The organism is Volucribacter psittacicida (assembly GCF_004339025.1).
Lineage (GTDB): Bacteria > Pseudomonadota > Gammaproteobacteria > Enterobacterales > Pasteurellaceae > Volucribacter > Volucribacter psittacicida.
In genome coordinates, this window is record NZ_SMFT01000004.1 from 105,218 (window position 1) to 127,120 (window position 21,903).

Annotated in this window: 15 protein-coding genes and 2 pseudogenes; 7 read left to right on the top strand and 10 right to left on the bottom strand. The window is 38.9% G+C overall.

Annotated features, from left to right (window positions below; genetic code table 11):
* The first annotated feature begins 150 nt into the window (after positions 1-150).
* The gene (prmB, locus tag EV694_RS08590) at positions 151-1,077 is read left to right on the top strand and encodes a 50S ribosomal protein L3 N(5)-glutamine methyltransferase (RefSeq protein ID WP_132691539.1); all 927 of its coding nucleotides are present in this window, start codon (positions 151-153) and stop codon (positions 1,075-1,077) included.
* A gap of 63 nt (positions 1,078-1,140) precedes the next feature.
* Here prmB and EV694_RS08595 read toward each other — a convergent pair whose 3' ends face one another.
* The 8 genes and pseudogenes from EV694_RS08595 to EV694_RS08630 form a co-directional block, all read right to left on the bottom strand.
* Positions 1,141-2,484: an NCS2 family permease gene (locus EV694_RS08595; RefSeq protein ID WP_132691541.1), complete on the bottom strand. Its 1,344-nt coding sequence runs from the start codon at positions 2,482-2,484 to the stop codon at positions 1,141-1,143.
* A 680-nt stretch (positions 2,485-3,164) separates the two neighbouring features.
* On the bottom strand, positions 3,165-4,610 hold the full coding sequence (tldD, locus tag EV694_RS08600; RefSeq protein ID WP_132691543.1) for a metalloprotease TldD: 1,446 nt from the start codon (positions 4,608-4,610) through the stop codon (positions 3,165-3,167).
* Between the two features lie 55 nt (positions 4,611-4,665).
* Positions 4,666-5,001 carry a zinc ribbon domain-containing protein YjdM gene (locus EV694_RS08605; protein ID WP_132691545.1) on the bottom strand — a complete coding sequence of 112 codons (336 nt, stop codon included), beginning with the start codon at positions 4,999-5,001 and terminating at the stop codon, positions 4,666-4,668.
* A gap of 96 nt (positions 5,002-5,097) precedes the next feature.
* Positions 5,098-6,393 carry a nucleobase:cation symporter-2 family protein gene (locus tag EV694_RS08610; RefSeq protein ID WP_132691547.1) on the bottom strand — a complete coding sequence of 432 codons (1,296 nt, stop codon included), beginning with the start codon at positions 6,391-6,393 and terminating at the stop codon, positions 5,098-5,100.
* A gap of 157 nt (positions 6,394-6,550) precedes the next feature.
* Entirely contained in the window at positions 6,551-7,411 is an 861-nt protein-coding gene (locus EV694_RS08615) for a phosphoribosylaminoimidazolesuccinocarboxamide synthase (protein ID WP_132691549.1), read from the bottom strand.
* A gap of 283 nt (positions 7,412-7,694) precedes the next feature.
* Positions 7,695-8,843: a restriction endonuclease subunit S gene (locus EV694_RS08620; protein WP_132691551.1), complete on the bottom strand. Its 1,149-nt coding sequence runs from the start codon at positions 8,841-8,843 to the stop codon at positions 7,695-7,697.
* 17 nt (positions 8,844-8,860) lie between these two features.
* Positions 8,861-10,885: an HsdM family class I SAM-dependent methyltransferase gene (locus EV694_RS08625; RefSeq protein WP_132691553.1), complete on the bottom strand. Its 2,025-nt coding sequence runs from the start codon at positions 10,883-10,885 to the stop codon at positions 8,861-8,863.
* Between the two features lie 108 nt (positions 10,886-10,993).
* Positions 10,994-11,618, bottom strand: a pseudogene (locus tag EV694_RS08630) (IS1595 family transposase).
* 47 nt (positions 11,619-11,665) lie between these two features.
* On the opposite strand from EV694_RS08630, the pseudogene EV694_RS08635 reads away from it, so the two are divergent.
* A pseudogene (locus tag EV694_RS08635) lies at positions 11,666-11,860 on the top strand (helix-turn-helix domain-containing protein); the annotation flags it as partial.
* A 71-nt stretch (positions 11,861-11,931) separates the two neighbouring features.
* Positions 11,932-13,137: a type II toxin-antitoxin system HipA family toxin gene (locus EV694_RS08640; protein WP_243646016.1), complete on the top strand. Its 1,206-nt coding sequence runs from the start codon at positions 11,932-11,934 to the stop codon at positions 13,135-13,137.
* A 59-nt stretch (positions 13,138-13,196) separates the two neighbouring features.
* Here the strand turns inward: EV694_RS08640 and pdxR are convergent, their stop codons facing one another.
* Positions 13,197-14,600 carry a MocR-like pyridoxine biosynthesis transcription factor PdxR gene (gene pdxR / locus EV694_RS08645; RefSeq protein ID WP_132691557.1) on the bottom strand — a complete coding sequence of 468 codons (1,404 nt, stop codon included), beginning with the start codon at positions 14,598-14,600 and terminating at the stop codon, positions 13,197-13,199.
* Between the two features lie 101 nt (positions 14,601-14,701).
* On the opposite strand from pdxR, the gene pdxS reads away from it, so the two are divergent.
* From pdxS to EV694_RS08665, 4 genes are all read left to right on the top strand, one after another.
* Entirely contained in the window at positions 14,702-15,589 is an 888-nt protein-coding gene (gene pdxS / locus EV694_RS08650; RefSeq protein WP_132691559.1) for a pyridoxal 5'-phosphate synthase lyase subunit PdxS, read from the top strand.
* Between the two features lies 1 nt (position 15,590).
* Complete coding sequence (pdxT, locus tag EV694_RS08655; protein ID WP_132691561.1) at positions 15,591-16,178, top strand: pyridoxal 5'-phosphate synthase glutaminase subunit PdxT; 588 nt, start codon at positions 15,591-15,593, stop codon at positions 16,176-16,178.
* 180 nt (positions 16,179-16,358) lie between these two features.
* The gene (locus tag EV694_RS08660; RefSeq protein ID WP_132691563.1) at positions 16,359-17,285 is read left to right on the top strand and encodes a mechanosensitive ion channel family protein; all 927 of its coding nucleotides are present in this window, start codon (positions 16,359-16,361) and stop codon (positions 17,283-17,285) included.
* A gap of 139 nt (positions 17,286-17,424) precedes the next feature.
* On the top strand, positions 17,425-18,264 hold the full coding sequence (locus EV694_RS08665) for a class II glutamine amidotransferase (protein ID WP_132691565.1): 840 nt from the start codon (positions 17,425-17,427) through the stop codon (positions 18,262-18,264).
* Positions 18,265-18,408: 144 nt separating this feature from the next.
* Here the strand turns inward: EV694_RS08665 and dnaE are convergent, their stop codons facing one another.
* Positions 18,409-21,885 carry a DNA polymerase III subunit alpha gene (gene dnaE / locus EV694_RS08670; protein ID WP_132691567.1) on the bottom strand — a complete coding sequence of 1,159 codons (3,477 nt, stop codon included), beginning with the start codon at positions 21,883-21,885 and terminating at the stop codon, positions 18,409-18,411.
* Positions 21,886-21,903 lie beyond the last annotated feature (18 nt).

A 21,903-nucleotide genomic window follows, 5' to 3' on the forward strand; every position in this document is an offset into this window, starting at 1 on the left:
CTATCTCAATGATTGTTGTTTTAGTTTGAAATAAGCCAATGTACAAAGGGGGTTATTTTAAGTGTAACGACTATAAATTCAAAGAAAAGCGATTTAGCTATCAGGCTAAATATGATATAACTAGCGACAAAATTTTTAAAGGAGCAAATTATGACAAATACCATTGATACCGACTTGGTGGAAAAAGATTTACACAGTATTAAAGATTATCTACGTTGGACATATAGCCATTTTAATCAAGCGGACATTTTTTATGGTCATGGTTATGACAACCCTTGGGACGAAGCAAGCCAATTAGTGCTTACTGCCCTTAATCTTCCCCCTGATGTACCAAGCGAATTATATGATGCAAAACTCACTCAAACCGAAAAACAACGGATTATTGACTTAGTGATTGCTCGCATTGAACAGCGTATCCCCGTGGCTTATTTAACCCATACAGCTTGGTTCTGCGGATTACCTTTTTATGTAGATGAACGTGTCTTAATTCCTCGTTCTCCCATTGGCGAGCTTATTCAACAAGGATTTACGGGCTTACTTGAACATAGCCCAAAACGTATTTTGGATATGTGTACAGGAAGTGGCTGTATCGCCATTGCTTGTGCGGATCGCTTTGAGCAAGCAGAAGTTGATGCGGTGGATCTCTCATTAGAGGCGTTAAATGTAACTGAAATCAATATTGAAAGACATCAATTACAACATCGTGTTTTTCCTATTCAATCGGATCTCTTTGACCAGTTACCTGCTGATCAATACGATTTGATCGTTACCAATCCCCCTTATGTGGACAGCGAAGATCTTGCCGATATGCCTGCCGAATTTCAACATGAGCCTATGCTTGCCTTAGAAGCTGGGCAAGATGGCTTATTACTCGCCAAACGTATTTTAGCCAAAGCCGCCGATTATTTAACTGAACAAGGTGTGCTGGTTTGTGAAGTGGGAAATAGTATGGTGCATTTAATTGAGCAATACCCACAAGTCCCTTTCCAATGGCTCACATTTAAACAAGGTGGAGACGGTGTATTTGCTTTAACAAAAGCACAATTAGTGCAGTATCGGGATTTGTTTGAGGAATAAAAATTCCCCTATTTTTAAAACGAAAAAACAAGGCAATACGCCTTGTTTTTTAAAATCTAACGACTATATCGCCCAGCCACCGGCATAAAAGGCAACCAATACCACCGCAATAATCACTGTTCCTACATTTAATTTTGCGATTTCGCCACTGATTAAACGCCCGATGACAAGGCTAGCAAAACCTAGCATAATCCCTGTCACAATATTTGCGGTAAGCACAATAAATACCGCACAAATCAAGCCACTCATTGCGCCGACAAAATCACTAAAATCCAGTTTACTCACATTGCTTAACATTAATAACCCCACATACATTAACGCGGGTGCAGTGGCATAGCCCGGTACAAGAAAAGCTAAGGGTTGAAAAAATAACATTAAAAGAAACAGTACCCCCACTACAATGGCTGTAATCCCTGTTTTACCACCAGCAGCTGTACCTGCGGCAGATTCAATATAAACCGCAGCAGGTGACGTGCCTAATACCCCCGACATTAAACTACTCACCGAATCAGAAGTTAAGGCTTTACCGCCATTAATAATTTTCCCCTCTTTATCAATTAAATTTGCTTGTCCAGCAACGGCACGAATAGTACCTGTGGCATCAAATACGGCGGTCATCACTAACGCAAAAACCACAGGTAAAATGGCGGGTTGTAATGCCCCCATAATATCCAGTTGTAAAAATAAGGATTGTTCGCCAAAAGTTGGGGCTTTAAACACTTCGCCATTAAAATTTACATTAGGATCAAAGCATAATCCAATTAAGGTAATGGCAATAATCACCCATAAAATTGCCCCTTTAATTTGCAATTTTTCCAAACCAATAATCGCCGCCAAGCCTAATAAAGACATTAACACAGGAAACGAGGTGAAATCGCCTAATTGAACAGGTAAACCCGCTTGATTACTTACCACAAGCCCAACCCCATTAGTGGCAATTAACAATAAAAATAAGCCAATACCAATTCCTGCACCATGGGCGATACTGATAGGCAAATTGCGTAAAATCCATGCTCTCACGCCAGTGGCAGAGATCAAGGTAAAGACCACGCCCATCAGAAATACCGCCCCTAATGCCACAGGTACGGAAACCTGTTGTCCAATCACTAAACTAAAGGCAGTAAATGCGGTTAAAGAAATGGCACAGCCAATCGCCATTGGTGCATTTGCCCAAAACCCAATTAAAATCGATCCCAAACCTGCCACTAAACAGGTCGCAATAAACACAGATTCTGGCGGAAATCCTGCGGCACCAAGCATATTAGGCACTACAATCACAGAATAAACCATCGCCAAAAAGGTGGTTAAGCCTGCGATAATTTCTTGGCGTAAATGAGTGCCTCGTTGTTTTAATAAAAAATGCTTTTCTAAAAAAGATGTATTTGTTTGATGAGTTGGCGTTGACATAATAGCCCCTTAAGTTATAAGAAAAGGGGTTATTCTAATCAAAGTTAGGGGGTAAGTAAACGTTTGCTTAGTTGGAGCTTTGTTTTATTTTAGGGGCTTTTTTTCTTCGTTATTGCTAACGGTTTTCGCCGTTGGCGACCTACTTTCTTTACTCGTGTAAAGAAAGTAGGCAAAGAAACACGCCCCTAGAAAAAATCTTATCCAGCCTTTCACTAAGAAAGATATACGAATAATTTTGGAACTCGCTACGCTCAAACAGCCAAAATTATTCTATCGTTCTAAGCTCAGGCTGGGATTTTTTAAGGGGTAAGGGAGCATTATCATTGTTTCGGGTAACTTATTGGTAATAAATATATTTTTTAAGTTTAGGTTTTGTTCAAAAGTGCGGTCAGTTTTAGAAAATTTTCCAATAATCTCAATATTTCCGATCATTCCCCTTAAAAATTCCCTGTGTAAAACTTAGAACCATAGACACATTTCTGCTGTCTGAGCCTTGCAAAGCAAGGCGAGTTCAGAAATGTGGCGTGATGGTTCAAGTTGAAACACAGGATCAGAATTTTTCTAGGGGTGCATTTCTTTGCTTACTTTCTTTGTGCAAGCAAAGAAAGTAAGTCGCTCCCTTTATCAAAGGGAGCGAAATATGCTAACAAAGTCGAAGAAAAAATATAATTCTTCAACGTTTAATCCGTCCCCCCAACCGTCATTTTATCTATTTTAAGGGCTGGTTGTCCCACACCAACAGGCACACTTTGCCCCTCTTTACCACAAACCCCAATACCATGATCTAATTCAGCCTGATCTGCCACCATAGAAATATTTTGCATAACCTCAATACCACTGCCGATTAAAGTTGCACCTTTAACAGGTTTAGTAATTTTTCCCTTTTCAATTAAGTAGGCTTCAGAGGCAGAAAACACAAATTTTCCTGAGGTAATATCCACTTGCCCACCACCAAAATGCGGTGCATAAATCCCATAATCCACCGAATGAATTAAATCATCAAATTTACTTTGCCCAGCAAGCATATAAGTATTGGTCATTCTTGGCATAGGTAAATGCGCATAAGACTCACGCCGTCCATTACCAGTAGGCTTTACTCCCATTAAACGGGCATTCATTTTATCTTGCAAATAGCCTTGCAATATCCCCTCTTTAATCAGCACATTACATTGACTCGGCACGCCTTCATCATCAATGGTTAAAGATCCGCGTCGATCAGGTAAAGTACCGTCATCAACAATGGTACATAATGGCGATGTTACCAGCTCGCCAATTTTTCCTGTAAATAACGAACTTTGTTTACGATTAAAATCGCCCTCTAAACCATGCCCTACCGCCTCGTGCAATAACACGCCCGGCCAACCTGCGGCAAGTACCACTGGCATTAACCCAGCTGGGGCTGCCACCGCCGATAAATTCACTAAGGCTTGACGTACCGCCTCTTTAGCAAAATAGACCGCTCTGATTTCGCCCAAATAAGGCTGTAAAAACCAATCTAGGCTTACGCGTCCACCAACACCAGCTCCGCCACGCTCACGCTTACCGTCTTGTTCCACCAAAACCGATACGGACAAACGCACTAATGGACGAATATCCGCAGCTAGCGTACCATCAGTGGCTGCCACTAACACTTCTTCATATAATGCTGTCAAACTGGCGGAAACTTGCATTACTCTCGGATCTTCCGCACGAGCAATACGATCCACTAAACGCAAAATCTCAATTTTCTGCTCTTTTTCCATGGCTAAAGGATTAATGGCGGCATAGCGTAATGGGGCTTGTGTTAGCGCAAAATCACGCAAAGCCATAGGCTGAGTTTGTGCCGATTGAGCAATCCCTTTAATGGCATTGGCACATTGTTGTAAACTTGTTAGGTTAATTTGATCAGAATAAGCAAAACCCGTTTTCTCGCCACTAATGGCTCGCACACCAACCCCACGATCAATATGAAAGCCCCCTTCTTTGATAATACCGTCCTCTAAAACCCAACTTTCATCTTGGCTTAATTGAAAATAGAGATCAGCATAATCAACATTACGCTGTAAAAGAATATCAAAAACCTGTGGAAAATCCTGCACCGACAACTGGCTCGGTGCTAATAAACTGTCAGAAACTTGCTTGAGCATCGTAACTTATTCCTATTATTGTGCTAAAAGTGCGGTCTATTTTGCCAAAATTTTTTTAGGCTTTTTTCAAAAATTCCGATTTTAATGAAAAACTTTGCCCATCAATTTTACAATCAACATCGTGATCAGCATCCACAAGGCGGATATTTTTCGCTTTTGTCCCTTTTTTCAATACAATAGAAGAGCCTTTTACCTTGAGATCCTTAATTAAAATCACTGAATCACCGTCCTGCAAAAGATTGCCATTACTGTCTTTGTAAACCCTCTCTTGCTCTTGGCTAACATTTTCATTTTCTGCCCATTCGTGTGCACAATCAGGGCAAACAAAATGAATACTATCGTGATAAACATATTGCCCTTGACACACAGGGCAGGCTGGCATGGTTTCCATATTACGTCCTTCTATAAAATAAAATTAAAGGGCATATTATAACAAAAAGTCGTGGCATTTGGCTCACGACTTTTACTTTTTATCATTTGATTAAAATTAGGCTTTTTTATCCTGTGGTAATACCAAATTCAATACCAATGCCAATAATGAGCCGACCGTAATACCTGAACCAAACACTTCTTTGAAAAAGCTCGGTAATTTATCTAATAATTCAGGGCGTGTGGTTACCGCTAAGCCACAGCCAATGGAAATGGCAATAATTAAACCATTACGGCGACTACGTTCAACATTATCTAACATTTGTATTCCAGCGGCGATAATCATCGCGAACATCATCAATCCCGCTCCGCCTAATACGGGCAATGGAATAGACACAATCAATGCCCCAAATACAGGGAACAAGCCTGCTAATACTAATAACGCCCCTGTTAACGCCACCACATAACGGCTTGCTACACCTGTTAATGAAATCACGCCAATATTTTGTGAGAAAGAAGAAAATGGTGTGGTGGACATCAAAGCCGCCAAAGCTGAGCCTAATCCATCACATAACACGCCACCTCGCAAGTGTTTGCCTGTAATCTCTGTTTGGGTGGCATTACCTAAGGCTAAGAAGTTACCGCTGGATTCTACAATGGTAACCAAATAGGCAATACTCATACCAATAATGCCTGAAATAGGAAAGGCTAAACCAAAATGCAATGGCTGCGGAACGGCGAAAACTTGTGCCTCTTTAACGCCTGTAAAATCCACCCAACCCAATGCTAAAGCAATAATATAACCTGTCATCATACCAATCACGATAGCGGCAGCGGAAAAAATACCTTTTCCCCATTGCACCAATGCCACTACGATAACCAATACAAAGGTCGCCATCATTAAATTTTCAGGGGTGGCATAATGGCTATCGCCACGTTGTCCACCAGCAAACCAATCCACCGCTACAGGGATTAAACTTAAACCGATCATCATTACCACTGTACCTGTTACCACAGGTGGAAAAAGTTTACGAATATAAGGCATAAAGAAACTGCCGATAATCATTACCACCGATCCTGCAAGGGATGCCCCCATAATCCCAGCTACGCCATATTCGCTAAAACCAATGGCTAACGCCGCCGCCACAAAGGTAAAACTCGTTCCCATCACGCTAGGCAAACGGATACCAATAGGTCCAATACCCTTACATTGGATAATGGTAACTACCCCTGAAATTAACAAGGCAGCATTCACTAACACAATAGTATCCTCTACTGGCAATTTTAATACATTACCAATCACCAAAGGTACGGCGATAATGCCCCCCAATGCAGCTAATAAATGCTGTGCCGCCAATAATAAACTTAAGCCGAATGGTGGCTTATCTTCAACGGAATATAATAAATGGTTCATGCTTTTCCTTAGATTAGTCAAATTTAAGTGGCGGATTATACTTGAAAACAGGGTATAAGCAATCGTTTGCTTAATAAAAGTTGAGAAAAATTATTTAAAAAATAACCGCCCTTTAATGGATAAAGGGCGGATACAATGATAATAAGAAAATTAACAATTATTTGGTTAATAAATCCAATGCCTCTTGATATTTCGCAACGGTTTTCTCAATAATCTCCGCTGGCACAGTTGGAGCGGGTGGCTGTTTATTCCAACCGCTTTGAGCTAACCAATCACGAATAAATTGTTTATCAAAAGACGGCGGATTTGTCCCCTCTTGATAGATTTCCACTGACCAAAAACGGCTTGAGTCTGGTGTTAACACTTCGTCCATTAAAGTTAATACTCCGTTTTCATCTAGCCCAAATTCAAACTTGGTATCACAAATAATAATGCCCTTACTCAAAGCATATTTAGCCGCCTCTGTATATAACGCAATGGCTTTTTCCTTGACTTGCTCCGCCAATGCTTTGCCGATTTCTTGTTGGCATTGAGCAAAGCTAATATTAATATCGTGATCGCCTACTTCAGCCTTGCTTGAAGGAGTAAAAATAGGCTCTGGTAATTTACTCGCCTCAACCAACCCCGCTGGTAAAGCAAGCCCACAAATAGTGCCTGTTTTTTGATAATCCTTTAAGCCACTGCCAGTCAAATAACCACGCACAATAGACTCAATTTTAATCGGCGTTAAGCGTTTACACACCACCGCACGATATTGTAATTGTTCCGCTTGCTCAGCAGGCAACACATCAAACACTGTTTCGCCTGTGAAATGATTTGGCATAATATGGGCTAATTTCTTAAACCAAAAATTGGAAATTTGCGTCAAAATTTCCCCTTTGCCCGGAATAGGATCGGGTAAAATCACATCAAATGCCGATAAACGATCGGTAGCGACCATTAACATTCTATGCTGATCGATTTCATAAAGATCCCGCACTTTACCTGAATAAATTTTTTTTAAGCTAATTTCTGTCATTGTGTTTACCTGTATTAAAAAAATTTTGGGAAATTATACCGCATTTTTAAGCAAACGTTTGCGGTATTTGATAAAAATTTGGGAATTAGATAGATTCACTTTAAAAACCTATATTACTCTTAATATTTTGTGGTTATTAATTATTTTTCAACAAACAATGTATTGTTTCAAATATAAGAATAAAACATATCAAAAATGTCTTACACTATTTAAACCACCGTAACACATTTCTGAACTGACCTTGCTTCTCAAGAAGTAAATAAAAGAAACATACTTATGCTTATTAATCCACACAGGAACAATAAGCCTTCATTTTCTTATCACTATAATCAACCACCTCTTTAATTACTAGTTTTTGAACAGCAGACATTACCGCCGCCATATAATCGTAATCTGGTTTCCCTGATTTACAAGGTAGAGAAATCGTTAGTTCATCTGCATCTTTAGCGTAAAAATTACGAGAATAACTGAATTTTCCAGAAAAATAAGAAGCTTTATGAATAGCTGATGCGATAAACATTGTTGCCAGTGGGGGAAGACTTTCAGTATGAACAACCGCAATATGATCGTCTGCTCCGTAGTCATAGTTTCGGTATTTAGCAGAACCGAACATATCTATAGTAACTGTGTTTGCATTAAAAATATGAACAGGGTTACCTATAAAGGCTGAAATGCCTGTATTGGCTTCCCCTGCCGTAACAAAGGGAAGATTACCCACAATGCGATCATCACTTTTAAGACGTTTACCACGTGTAGCAGAACCAAATAATTGTTTTAGATTAAAGGATTGCCATTTACCCCCCCCCAATGTAGAATTATTAATATTATCAATAACTTGCATTTCTTTTTCAGTTAAAGTATAATTAGACAATCCTGTTTTTAGTAGGTAAGCCTCGAGCTCGGCGACTCGCTGAGCCTCAAGCTCGGCGACTCGCTGAGCCTCAAGCTCGGCGACAAAGGACTGCATAAAGTCAAAGTCGATAATCTCTCCTATATTTCCTTCCATGTTATTGTTAGATTTTTTTACTGGAAGCTTTATTTTTATATTACGAAAAACATCGTCAACATCTCTTACTAGAACCGAAAGTAAAATGGGTTTTTGTTTATTTAAAATAGATGAAAAGAAATTAATCGTTTTAGGGGGTAATACAATCTTTGGTGTGATTTTTCTTACAAATTGCCCAGCATACCAAGGTTTATTGCGATAAAAAAAATCCATTTGCAATAAACCTAAACTCCAATTACCTGCAGGATTAATATTTTCTGTATTCACAAAACCTGTTGTCTGTAATATTCCTTGGTTTTGAGATGTTCTCGTCACATAGTCATATTCATCTCCTGTTGTTAACTTATCTTTATTAAAGGATAATGTATTTTCAATAATGAATAATTTTTCTAACTCAAATTCTTCCCACTTGACACTATTCAACATATTAGTCAAGTGGGCATCTACTTTAGTAATTGTTCATTTTCCAGCTTTTGTTGCTTTAGTAGTTGTGAGACCTCCCAAGCTAAATAATCACTTACGGTCTTTTTGAAATCCGATAAGGTGGGGACTAATTCTGATTTTTTATGTTGATCAAAATTCCAATCATTACCCTCTAAGCTAATAAAATCCTCTACATAAATCTCATCAAGATTCCATAAATCACGATTTACTAACGCATTTCTCCCTGCTTTGTAAATTTTAATAATATCCTGATAACGTTGTGTAGGCTGATCTTGTTCAATTAAACTACGTTCCGTGCGTTTGTAACCATCATTGCGAAAATCAATAAATTTAACGCTAACATCTTTGTCGTGAGGCTTACCAGCCTTGAAAATATAAATACTAGTTTGTACGCCAGCCATCGGTTGAAATAAATCAACAGGCATTTTAATACTAGCTAAAAGAGTATGTTTTTTTAAAATCTTTTTATTCGTTGTAATGGCTTTGCCACTGCCTGCACTATCTTGAATAATAATTGCCCCTAATCCCCCTTTTTCTAAATTATTTAATCCATGCTCAATAAATGGCATGCCATTTTCTTCATAAGAGAATGGTGGGTTAAGTAATATACGATCCGCTTTAAAATTCTCAAATAATTTAGGCGGACGATTAAAAGCACTGCCTTTTTCTATTTTACTTGAGCCATCGCCTCGTAAAATCATATTGGTTGTCGCCAATGTGTACATCTCGGCGTTGAGTTCTACACCAAGTAATTGTTCGGATTTTATTTTGTTGATTAGCTCATTGGCTTTAGTCGTATTTTTGCCATATTTATTTTCGGCTTGTGCGATCATTATTTCCATTGCACTAATTAAAAACCCAGCCGAACCTGTCGCCAAATCTAATACTTTACTTTCAATATCAATATCTAGAATTTGAGCCATCATTTTAGTTACATAAGGTGGCGTTAGCACAATACCTATTTCTTTTCCATCGCCTAAAGCATATTTCAGAAATTCAGAATACATTTCGCCCATAATATCAAGATGACCCGCCATACCATCGATAGACTGATAAATATGTTCATAAATAAAGGTAAAAATTTGTTTGGTTATGCTTGCTTTTCCATTAATAAGGGGAGCAGCTTCTTTTTGGACTTCCATCAGCTCATCACGCTGGCTATCTTTGCTAATTTCATTAAATGAAGCAAGCATTAAATCGCTTTTCTTTGACTCAATTTGCTTTGAATTAAGATATTCTTTAATTTGCTGAACAATTTTAACACCATCACGCTGTGTCTCTGTTTGGGTGCCCTTTAAATTTTCAGGCGTTAAACCTTGCTGTAAAATTTCGCCATTCTTATCTTTAATATCCTGCATTGCAAGCAACATTCCTGACACGTATAAAACTCGTTGAGGAGCAGTAATATTTAGACTATGCATTAATTTATTAAGCTTTTTGGAATAGTTTTTTAACTGGGCTTGACTAGTAATTAATATGAGGTGCTTATCTTCTTCACTTAATTTCGCATTTTGATAGAACTCATTGAATGTTTGTTTATTTTCTAAAAAATTCAGTGTTTCTGTTTGAGAAATATATTTGAATGCTGTATCACTACTACCAAAAACATAATAAACTTCGATTTTCACATTTTTTTCATCATTGCCCGCACAACCAATAGCGATCACTTCAGAATATTTATTACTGGCAATCATATTACGAGCGTAATGTAATGCGCCATTGACAGCATAATTGCTGATGGATTTGTCATCAAATTTAATACCATCTTTCGTAGCTGCTTTAAGCTTTTTAATCCCTAACTTATTCTCAATAATTACAGGAATAGCATACTGCTCAATATGAAAATCAGGTTTGCCAAAATTTGCTTTATTTTTAGTTTTTGCTGAACCTTTCAATGCTTCTTTGAGATAACCCGACATTGCAGATTCTTCATTAAAATCTGTTAACTTCTTTAATCCTATTTTAGCAAATTGTTCTTTTATCCAATCATTTACATCGGTTTCTAGTTTCCAGTTTTTACTCATATGAATTTCTCCTAGATAAAATTTTGAACATTATACATAACTCATCTTAACAAAACAGTTATTATTTTAAGGGGCTGAAGTAGATTAGCCCTAAATTTCACACCATTTTCACAAGATTTTAAGTTGCTGAGAAGGTGCCCCAAAGTTAAACCGAAACTCGCATTCTTTCAAGAATAAAGGAAAGGATTTTCGGTCAATACCATTATATTTTCTTAATACGCGTTTGGCTTGATTCCAAAAATTTTTAATGCTATTGATATGATTTTTCTTTACGGCAAAATGCGTTTGATGATTAATCTGATAATGTTCAAATTCACTCACATCAAGAACATCATCACTACGATAATAGTCCGTATATACAATACTATCTGGCTGAATTTTTCTTTTAATAGCCGGAAGCAAGGTTTTCATCCGTGTATTTTCAATCACGATGGTAATAAACCTTACCTTGGTGTTTTAGCATACCGAAAACAGCTATTTTCTCTCCTCTCCATACCCTCGTTTTCCTTTCTTTACTAACGTTCATCTAGGTCAACTCCGTCCTCAAAAACGTCATGAACTTGTAGAGCAAGATGATAGCAAATCACTTGGCGAATTTTACGGTAAAATAAGATAGCCGTATTAGGCTGAATACCTAATAAATCAGCAGCTGCTCTAGCCGTTACTTCAAGGATAAAAAACTCAAGGAGTTTTAGCTGTATTTTTCTTTTAATTTACAATGAGTTACCTTTATTTTTTGCAATCTATCACAACAGCTAATCTACTTCAGCCCCAAATAAATTATCTCAAACAGATTTAGCCAAAATTGTAGGTATGAAACAAGCGACAGTATCAGCCTTTGAAAATACCCCAGACAGCACTAAATTAGAAACCTTATTTAAATTATTAGCTGGGCTTGAATTGGAATTAGTGGTACAACCTCGTCCAAAGAATATCTCATTATTAACCCAAGATGATGCAGAGGATATATGGTAAATCCTAATGTTTTAACTGTTGCAATGAATGGAGAAACCGTAGGGGAATAGCGGAAATATTCGGACGGTAGAATAGAATTTCAATATGCAGAGACTTGGTTAGCATTCCCTCGCAGTCGAGCGATTTCATTATCGTTACCACTTTCCCAAACACCTCATAAAGGTGATGTGGTCTATAATTTCTTTGATAATTTGTTGCCCGATAATGAACAAATTCGCTCGCGTATTCAACAACGTTTTCAAACGAAAACCAAGTCTCCTTTTGATTTACTTTCTGCCATAGGGCTAGACTGTGTTGGTGCTATTCAACTTTATCAAGGAGAAAGTCATTTAGTTAAACAAATTCAATCTCAGCCGTTAAATGAGAAAGAAATTGAAAATTTATTAAAAAACTACCGCACTTCACCGCTAGGAATGGACAAATTAGATGATTTTCGCATTTCTCTTGCGGGAGCACAGGAAAAAACAGCATTATTATGGTATCAAAATCAATGGCAACGCCCATTACATGCAACCGCAACTAGCCATATTTTTAAATTACCAATAGGTATTGTGGGACAAGGACAATTAGATTTATCACATAGCTGTGAAAATGAATGGTTTTGCTTACAGATTTTACAAAAATTTGGTTTATCCGTCCCCCATGCCGAGATTAAACAATTTGGTGAAACCAAAGTATTGATTGTTGAACGTTTTGATCGCCGTTGGTCATCTAAAGGTAATTGGTTGATCCTCTTACCACAAGAGGATATATGTCAAGCCCTTGGAGTTGCTCCTGCACGTAAATATGAAGCCGATGGCGGTATTGGTATTTTGAAAATTATGGATTTACTCAAAGGATCTGCCGATCCTATCCAAGACCGTAAACGTTTTTTTAAGGCTCAAATTGTGTTTTGGTTACTCTGTGCCATTGATGGGCATGCAAAAAATTTTAGTTTGTACTTAGAACCACAAAATCGTTATCGTTTAACCCCATTTTATGATGTAATTTCGGCTTATCCTATAATCCGTTCAAACGGATTACAACGGCAAAAAATAAAAATGGCAATGGCTTGGCAAGGAAAAAACCGTCATTATTTATGGCAAAAAATTAAACTACGACATATTTTTGATACGGCTAAATTAGCCAATTTTTCCTCAGAAACGGTGGAAGACATTTTACATGAATTAATAAACTCTTACTCATTAATTAATGAAATTAATACCACATATTTGCCCCAAAATATTATTGATCCCATTTTAGAGGGGCTAGAAAATAAAATGAAATCATTAACTTAAAATAAGACAAGATTACCAAACCAATATAATTTTGAATGGATAATAATATCTCTTTATTATTATCCCCTCTCCCTCAACCCCCACTGTAAACACAATAAACCAATGGCATTGCTTAATTGGTTTTCATTAAGATTGGCGAAGCCAAGGGATAATAAACATTTATTTGGATAATCAATAGGATAGACTAAAATGCCCACTGCGTTGGCACGTTGTGCCAGTTCATTGGCGTCATAACGGCTATTTAATACTTCAATGAGTAAATAAAACCCCGAATGTTCGCCGTAATAACGTAAATGTTGGCGGTAAGGGGCTAATAATTGGCAAAGTAATTCCATTTTTTTGCGGTAACGCTTACGCATACGCTGAATATGTTGTTCAAAATAACCTTGTGCCATAAATTTCGCTAAACGTTGTTGCTCAAAACGTGAAACGGAAGAATGAAGAAAGCCACAATATTGCTGGTAAGCTGGCAATAAAGATTTAGGTAACACCATAAAGGCAATACGCAAAGCTGGCATAATTAACTTGGAAAATGAACCAAGATAGATGACTTTTTGGTTCATATCAAGGCTTTGTAAAGCGGGTATAGGTTTCCCTTTGTAGCGGAACTCGCTGTCATAATCATCTTCAATAATATAACGTTGTGTGCCACTATCCGCCCATTCCAACAAATTTTGCCGTTGCCCAATACTTAATACTTGCCCAAAGGGATAAAGATGAGAGGGGGTAACAAAGGCGATATTAACCGATTGTTGCGCTAATTGGCTAAGATCAAGCTCATTATTTTGTTGCAAAGGCAAGGTAACTATGGGTTTATGATAAAGTGCAAGCAATTTTTTTACCGAAGTATAGCCATAAGATTCCATAGCATAAACAGGCTTTTCCACTAGCTGATTAAAGAGCAAAATAAGCTGTTGCATACAGCTATCCACCCCAGCTGCCACCACAATTTGAGCAGGGTCGCAATGAACGCCCCTTGAGGCAAGTAAATAATCGGCAATTTCATTACGTAAACTCAATTCCCCTTGATTATCGCCTAAACGTAATAATTGTGCTTGCTGTTTATGCCCTAAACCTCGCCCACATTTTTGCCAAGTGGCAAAGGGGAAATGTTCGGTGTCAATGGCATTGGGATTAAGATCATAAAGATAATTGTTTTTTGGCTGAAAGACAGTTGCTTTTTTGCGAGGCGATTGGCGTGCTAATTGCAATTCCGATTGAAAACATACGAAAAAACCGCGTCTTGGCTGCGATTCAATATAGCCCTCCGCCAATAATTGGGCATAAGCACTTTCAACGGTATTTTGACTAATTTGTAAATAATCACATAAATGCCGTTTAGAGGGCAATTTATCGCCAAACTGGAGTTGTTCGGCGTGAATCCCTTGGCGAATTTGCTGATAAAGTTGGACATATAAAGGGGTACGACTTTGCCGATAAAGTTGATAATTTAATCGCCGCATAAACTGACCTCATTATTTTGTTAAAATTTGACCCTTTTAACCCTACCTGAGATTGGACAAAATAGCCACTCATTTATTTTATTTAATTTAAGGAAACCCAAATGACAACAATTTTAGGCTCAAACATCGTAAAACGTGGTATGGCACAAATGCAAAAAGGTGGCGTGATTATGGACGTAGTCAATGCCGAACAAGCACGCATTGCTGAGGCAGCAGGAGCGGTAGCAGTAATGGCTTTAGAGCGTGTTCCCTCTGATATTCGTGCGGCGGGTGGCGTGGCGAGAATGGCAAATCCTCGCATTGTGAAAGAGGTGATGAATGCGGTATCCATTCCTGTTATGGCAAAAGCCCGTATTGGGCATATTACTGAGGCAAGGGTGCTTGAGGCAATGGGAGTGGATTATATTGATGAAAGCGAAGTATTAACCCCTGCCGATGAAGAATTTCACTTGCTCAAAAGTGAATTTACCGTGCCATTTGTCTGTGGTTGTCGCGATTTAGGCGAGGCGTTACGCCGTATTGGCGAGGGGGCATCAATGTTGCGTACCAAAGGCGAACCCGGCACAGGCAATATTGTTGAGGCGGTACGCCATATGCGTAAAGTCAATGCTCAAGTGCGTAAAGTAGTAGCAATGAGCCTTGATGAGTTAATGACCGAAGCAAAACATCTTGGTGCACCTTTTGAATTATTTTTAGAAATCAAAGAATTAGGAAAATTGCCAGTGGTTAATTTTGCCGCAGGCGGCGTTGCCACCCCAGCTGATGCTGCTTTAATGATGGAATTAGGAGCTGATGGTGTGTTTGTTGGCTCTGGTATTTTCAAAGCGGAAAACCCTGAAAAATTTGCCAAAGCCATTGTGCAAGCCACAACTCATTACCAAGATTATGATCTGATTGCCCGCTTATCTGAACAATTAGGCGAACCTATGCGAGGTTTAGACATTTCACAATTAGCCGCGAATGAACGTATGCAAGAGCGTGGTTGGTAAAATGAAAACAAATGCACAACTCACCATTGGCGTCTTAGCATTGCAAGGCGCTGTAAGTGAACATTTACAACAAATTCAACAACTTGGAGCCAATGCCATTGCCGTAAAAACAGTGGAAAACCTGACCGCACTTGATGGATTGGTATTACCTGGCGGCGAAAGTACCGCCATTGGTCGCTTAATGCGTCAATATGGTTTTATTGAAGCCATTCAACAATTTGCTCATCAGGGCAAGGGGATTTTCGGCACTTGTGCCGGTATGATCCTGCTAGCGAAACAGCTGATGAACGATGAACCAAGTCATCTTAATTTGATGGATATTGTGGTACAACGCAATGGTTTTGGACGACAAGTGGACAGCTTTCAAACGGATCTTAGGGTCAAGGGGCTTTCTCAGCCTGTGCCTGCGGTATTTATCCGTGCTCCTTACATTAAAAGCCTTGATAAGAATAAGGTAGAAATTTTAGCGGAATTTGAGGGAAATCCTGTTTTAGCTAAACAAGGCAAGCTATTAGCCTGTGCTTTCCACCCTGAATTAACGTCCGATCTCAACATTCTGCAATTATTTCTCAATATGCTAACAAAATAAAAGGGGATTCATTTAAAATGGGGAGAGGATAATAAGAGCGAAATCTCCCCGCGCTTCACAAAAGTGCGGTGCTTTTTTCTTTATTTTTTCATAAATCTCAGTATGCTATACCAACGCTGATCATCAAAAGATGAAACAGCTATAACATCAATCAACTATCTTACCCCCATTGAGGTAACTATGTTTTCCGAACAATCCTTAGCCTTAATCAGTAACAACCTTGCTGGCTGGAAAATTTGGGCAATTAGTATGTTGCCCAATTTTGTGGCCGCCATTTTAGTCCTCCTCTTATTTGGGCTATTGGCGCGCACCTTACGCCGTGCCAGTATCTTATTCTATCAACGTTTTTTCCCAAAAAATCAACGCTTGGCTCAACTCTTTTCTATGGCGGTATTTAGTTTTATCTGGTTTATGGGGATTTTGCTTGCGTTAGAAATTTTACATCTCGCCTCTTTTCTTACCCATTTATTAGCTGGGGCAGGCATTGTGGGCATTATCGCTGGTTTTGCCTTTAAAGATATTGCTTCCAATGCCTTTTCCGGCTTATTAATAAAATCGGAACAACCCTTTAAAATTCACGATTGGGTCAATATTAAAGGCACGATTGGCAAAGTGCGTAATGTTGGCTTAGTCACCGTAAGCCTTGAAACCCTTGAGGGCGAAACCGCCTTAATTCCTAACCAATTAATCTACAGCGGCGAATTTTTTAACTATTCCAATTTAAAGAAAAAGCGTGTGGTTATTCGTAGTGGTGTGTCCTATGGCGATGACCTAGAAAAAGTAAAATCAACAGCGCTCGCTCTAGCCAATCGTTGGGATTTTGTGATTAACAAAAAAGACATTCATTTTTATTTTACCGATATCGGCAGCTCAACCTTTAATTTTATGCTGGATTTTTGGGCGGATTTTAACGGTTACGAAGAATATTTGGAAATAAAAAGCCAAGCAATTATGCAGTTAAAACGCTGTTTTGATGAACAAAATATTAGCTTAGCCTATAATGTGACTACCCTTGATTTTGGGGTAAAAGGCGGTGTGAATTTATTTGATCAAACGATAAAAGTTGAAACCTTAACATCAAATCATCAAAATGACAAAACAGAATAAGATCTTATGGGACAGCTATAGTTAATTTGGTTATGTAATGTAGCATTTCTATCTAAAAATTATGCGAATAAATATTGAAATTAATGAAATTATCGTGTTAAATCAACAATAATTATGTGGTTATTTATTTAGGTCTATTATGTGTCAATTATTAGGAATGAATTGTAATACGCCAACGGATATTGTCTTTTCCTTTGAGGGCTTTCGTCGTCGTGCGGGGCTAACTGATACCCACTCCGATGGTTTTGGGATCGCTTTTTTTGAAGGTAAAGGTGTGCGTGTTTTCCGTGATGATAAACCGGGGCATAATTCACCCATTGCAGATTGTGTAAAGCAATATCATATTAAATCTTTAAATGTGATTGCCCATATTCGTAAAGCCACCCAAGGCGATGTAAATTTAGAAAATACCCATCCTTTTATTCGTGAAATCTGGGGCGAAAACTGGGTGTTTGCTCATAATGGTAATTTAAAAAGTTTACCCGATATGAGCGAAAGTTTATGCCAACCCATTGGCACAACGGATTCCGAAACCGCCTTTTGTTATATCGCCGAGGAATTAAAAAAACGCTATCGTAAAAAGCCAAGCGAAGAAGAGATTTTTCAGGCAATTCAGGAGATTACCCAAGAGTTAGTGCATCGTGGCACCTTTAACTTTATGCTTTCTAATGGCGAATGGCTAATTGCTCATTGCTCAACCAACTTGCATTATATTACTCGCCAAGCCCCTTTTGGTAAGGCACAACGCATTGATGATGATGGTGTCATTGATTTTAATGATTATGCCAAGGAGGGGGATAAAGTCACCATTATTTCTACCTTTCCACTAACTAAAAATGAAACTTGGACCAAAATGAAACACGGCGGTTTCGTGTTTTTTAAAGATGGCGAAAAAATCCGAGAAGTTGAAGGCATTGAAAAAGAATTAGAAGACGATGGCACATTAGGTTGTGCTGGGGTAACGCCTTGTTTTGCTTAATACTTTTGTCAGAATAATCATTAAGGCGTGTCAATAATGGCACGCCTTAGCGTTTTAGAGTAGGGAAATTATAATTCAAAAACCCACCGCACTTTAACAATATCAACATACCTCTTTATCCTATTTTTAATTGGAACAACTATACTATTCAAACTCCAACTCAACGGCATTTTCTCCCAGCATATTTTCTAACTGTGTCAATAATTCATCAGTAGGGCGAATATACCATTGAATACCTAATTTGATTAATGCTCGCCCCTGTGAACTTTGATAATAAATATGGATAGGTAATGTTCCTTCGCTATAAGGTTGAATAATGGGCTTAAATTGCTTAATAAACGCTGGGGTAATTTGCTGTTCAGTAAGGCAGATGGCTAAACTTTTTGCGTAACGGCTACGGGCTTCATCGAGGGTCATTAATTCTCGTACCGTCATTTTTAGCCCTTGGGTAAATTCGTCAAAGCTCACTTGCCCTGTGGCAATTACCACCGTATCCTTTTGCAACTTCTCGGCAAAATTATCTAGGGCTTCGCCAAAGAGGGTAATATCTAACCGTCCTGAACGGTCATCAAGGGTGGCAATTCCTAATCGGTTGCCTTTTTTCGTAACCGCAAAGCGAACATTCACTAACAAGCCACTGACAGTAGTTAATTGTCCACGATAATTCGGTGCTAAATCTTTTAGGCGCACAGGGCTATAATGGGAAAGTTCTTTGAGCAAACGGCTAATGGGATGATTCGTAAAATATAGCCCTAAGGTTTCTCGTTCTCCATCTAAAATCACTTTTTCCGACCATTTTGGCGTATGTGCATAAGCAATTTCTACGTCCTCAGGGGACTCCGTTAATACACCAAACATATCCTGTTGCCCAATGGCTGCATCTTTAGCATGCTGATCGGAGGCTTTTAACGCATCTTCCAGATTTTTGGATAGGGCGGCACGATGTGGGCCAAGTTTATCAAACGCCCCCGCTAAAATAAGATTTTCAAAGGTGCGACGATTGATTTTTCTTAGGTCAATTCTGGCACAAAGATCAAATAAATCCTTAAATACACCGCCCTTTTCTCGTGCGGTAATAAGCTCTTCAATAGGCCCTTCGCCAACCCCCTTAATCGCCCCAATACCATAGACAATTTCGCCATTATCATTGACACTAAAATGGTATTTACCACGATTAATATCCGGCGGTAACACCTTGAGTTTCATTCGCAAACATTCATCATATAACCCCACAATTTTTTCGGTATTGTGCATTTCCGAGGTCATTACCGCCGCCATAAACTCCGCAGGATAATGGGCTTTGAGCCATAAGGTTTGGTAAGAGACCAGAGCATAAGCTGCTGAGTGGGATTTATTAAAGCCATAGCCGGCAAATTTCTCCACTAAGTCAAAGATTTTCATGGCAAGGTTGCCATCAATCCCATTCTTGATCGCCCCAGCTTCAAAAACAGAACGCTGTTTTGCCATTTCTTCAGGCTTTTTCTTCCCCATAGCACGACGTAATAAATCCGCACCACCAAGGGTATAACCTGCTAGCACCTGAGCAATTTGCATCACTTGCTCTTGATATAAAATAATGCCATAAGTGGGTTCAAGAATGGGCTGTAATGATGGGTGTTGGTATTCCGCATCAGGATAAGAAATTTCTTCCTCGCCATGTTTGCGACGAATAAAATTATCCACCATACCTGATTGCAAAGGACCGGGACGGAATAACGCCACCAAAGCGATAATATCCTCAAAGCAGTCGGGTTTTAACCGCTTAATCAAATCTTTCATACCTCGAGATTCTAGCTGGAATACCGCCGTTGTTTCTGCATTTAATAATAGCTTAAACGAGGCTTCATCATCTAACGCAATGGCATTAATATCCACTAAGGGCTTGCCCTCTTTGCTTAAACGTTCGTTGACCATATCCAATGCCCATTTGATAATGGTTAAGGTACGCAAGCCCAAGAAGTCAAACTTCACTAATCCCGCATATTCCACATCATTTTTATCAAAATGGGTAACGGGGTGTTTTCCCTCCGCATCGCAATAGATTGGCGAGAAATCAGTAATGGTCGTTGGTGAAATTACCACGCCCCCTGCGTGTTTACCCGCATTACGCACGACCCCCTCGAGCTTTCTCGCCATATCAATTAATTCTTTGATTTCCTCGTCAGAATCATAGACCACTTGTAACTGTGGCTCTGCCTCAAAGGCTTTAGCTAAGGTCATACCGGGATCGGCTGGCACTAATTTTGCAATACGATCCACAAAACCATAAGGATGGCTTAATACTCGCCCCACATCACGAATTACCGCTTTTGCCGCCATTGTACCAAAAGTAATAATTTGCGATACCGCATCACGTCCATACATTTCTGCAACGTGCTCAATAACCCTATCCCGCCCGTCCATACAGAAATCTACATCAAAATCGGGCATAGAAACCCGCTCAGGATTTAAGAAACGCTCAAAAAGCAAATCAAATTCTAGGGGATCTAAATCAGTAATTTTTAAGGCATAAGCTACCAAGGAACCCGCCCCCGAACCACGCCCAGGACCAACAGGGATATGGTTATCTTTTGACCATTGAATAAACTCCATTACAATCAAAAAGTAACCCGGAAAGCCCATTTGGTTGATCACATCAAGTTCTACTTGTAAGCGATCATCATAATCTTTTCGTTTTGCTAACCGCTCTTTTTCATCAGGAAATAAAAAGGCTAAACGTTCTTCCAAGCCTTCACGAGATTTCTTAATCAAAAAGTCTTCCGTTGTCAGCTCGCCTGTAGGGAATTGAGGTAAAAAATATTCTCCTAAACGAATAGTCACATTACAGCGTTGAGCAATTAACAAGGTATTTTCTAACGCCGAAGGTATATCGGCAAAAAGCTGGCACATTTCCTGTTCTGAACGGAAATATTGTTGATTACTGTATAATTTAGGACGTTTAGGATCATCAAGGGTAAAACCATCGTGAATCGCCACCCGAATTTCATGTGCCTCAAAATCCTCCGATTGCAAAAAGCACACATCATTGGTTGCCACCACAGGTAATTGATGTTGCTTGGCTAAGGCTAACGCCTCTTGGATATAGATTTCTTCTTCTGGGCGACCTGTACGGCTAAGGCTCAAATAAAAATGATCAGGAAAAAATTCTTGATAAAAACGCACCGCACTTTGTACATCTTGCAAATTATTTTTTAATAATTTCTTGCCCACATCGCCCATACGTCCACCAGAGAGAATAATAATCCCCTCACGATGTTCCACCAGCCATTGCTGATCAATATAAGGCAAATCCGTATAACCACGTTGATAAGCCTTAGACAACAACATAATAATATTGTGATAACCCTGATTATTTTTCGCCAACAAGGTTAATTCAAATAGCTCATCGCCCAATAATTCACTTTTAACCAACACATCCGTACCAATAATGGGTTTAATCCCTGCGGATAATGCCTCGCCATAAAAGCGAACCAAACCACAAAAATTGGTAAAATCCGTTAATGCCATTGCCACCATATTATTTTCTACACAGGTTTTCACCAAAGGTTTTACTTTGGTAATGCCATTAACCATAGAAAAATCACTATGTACACGCAAATGAACAAAACGCGGTTGAGCCATAACAAATCCTTGATAAAT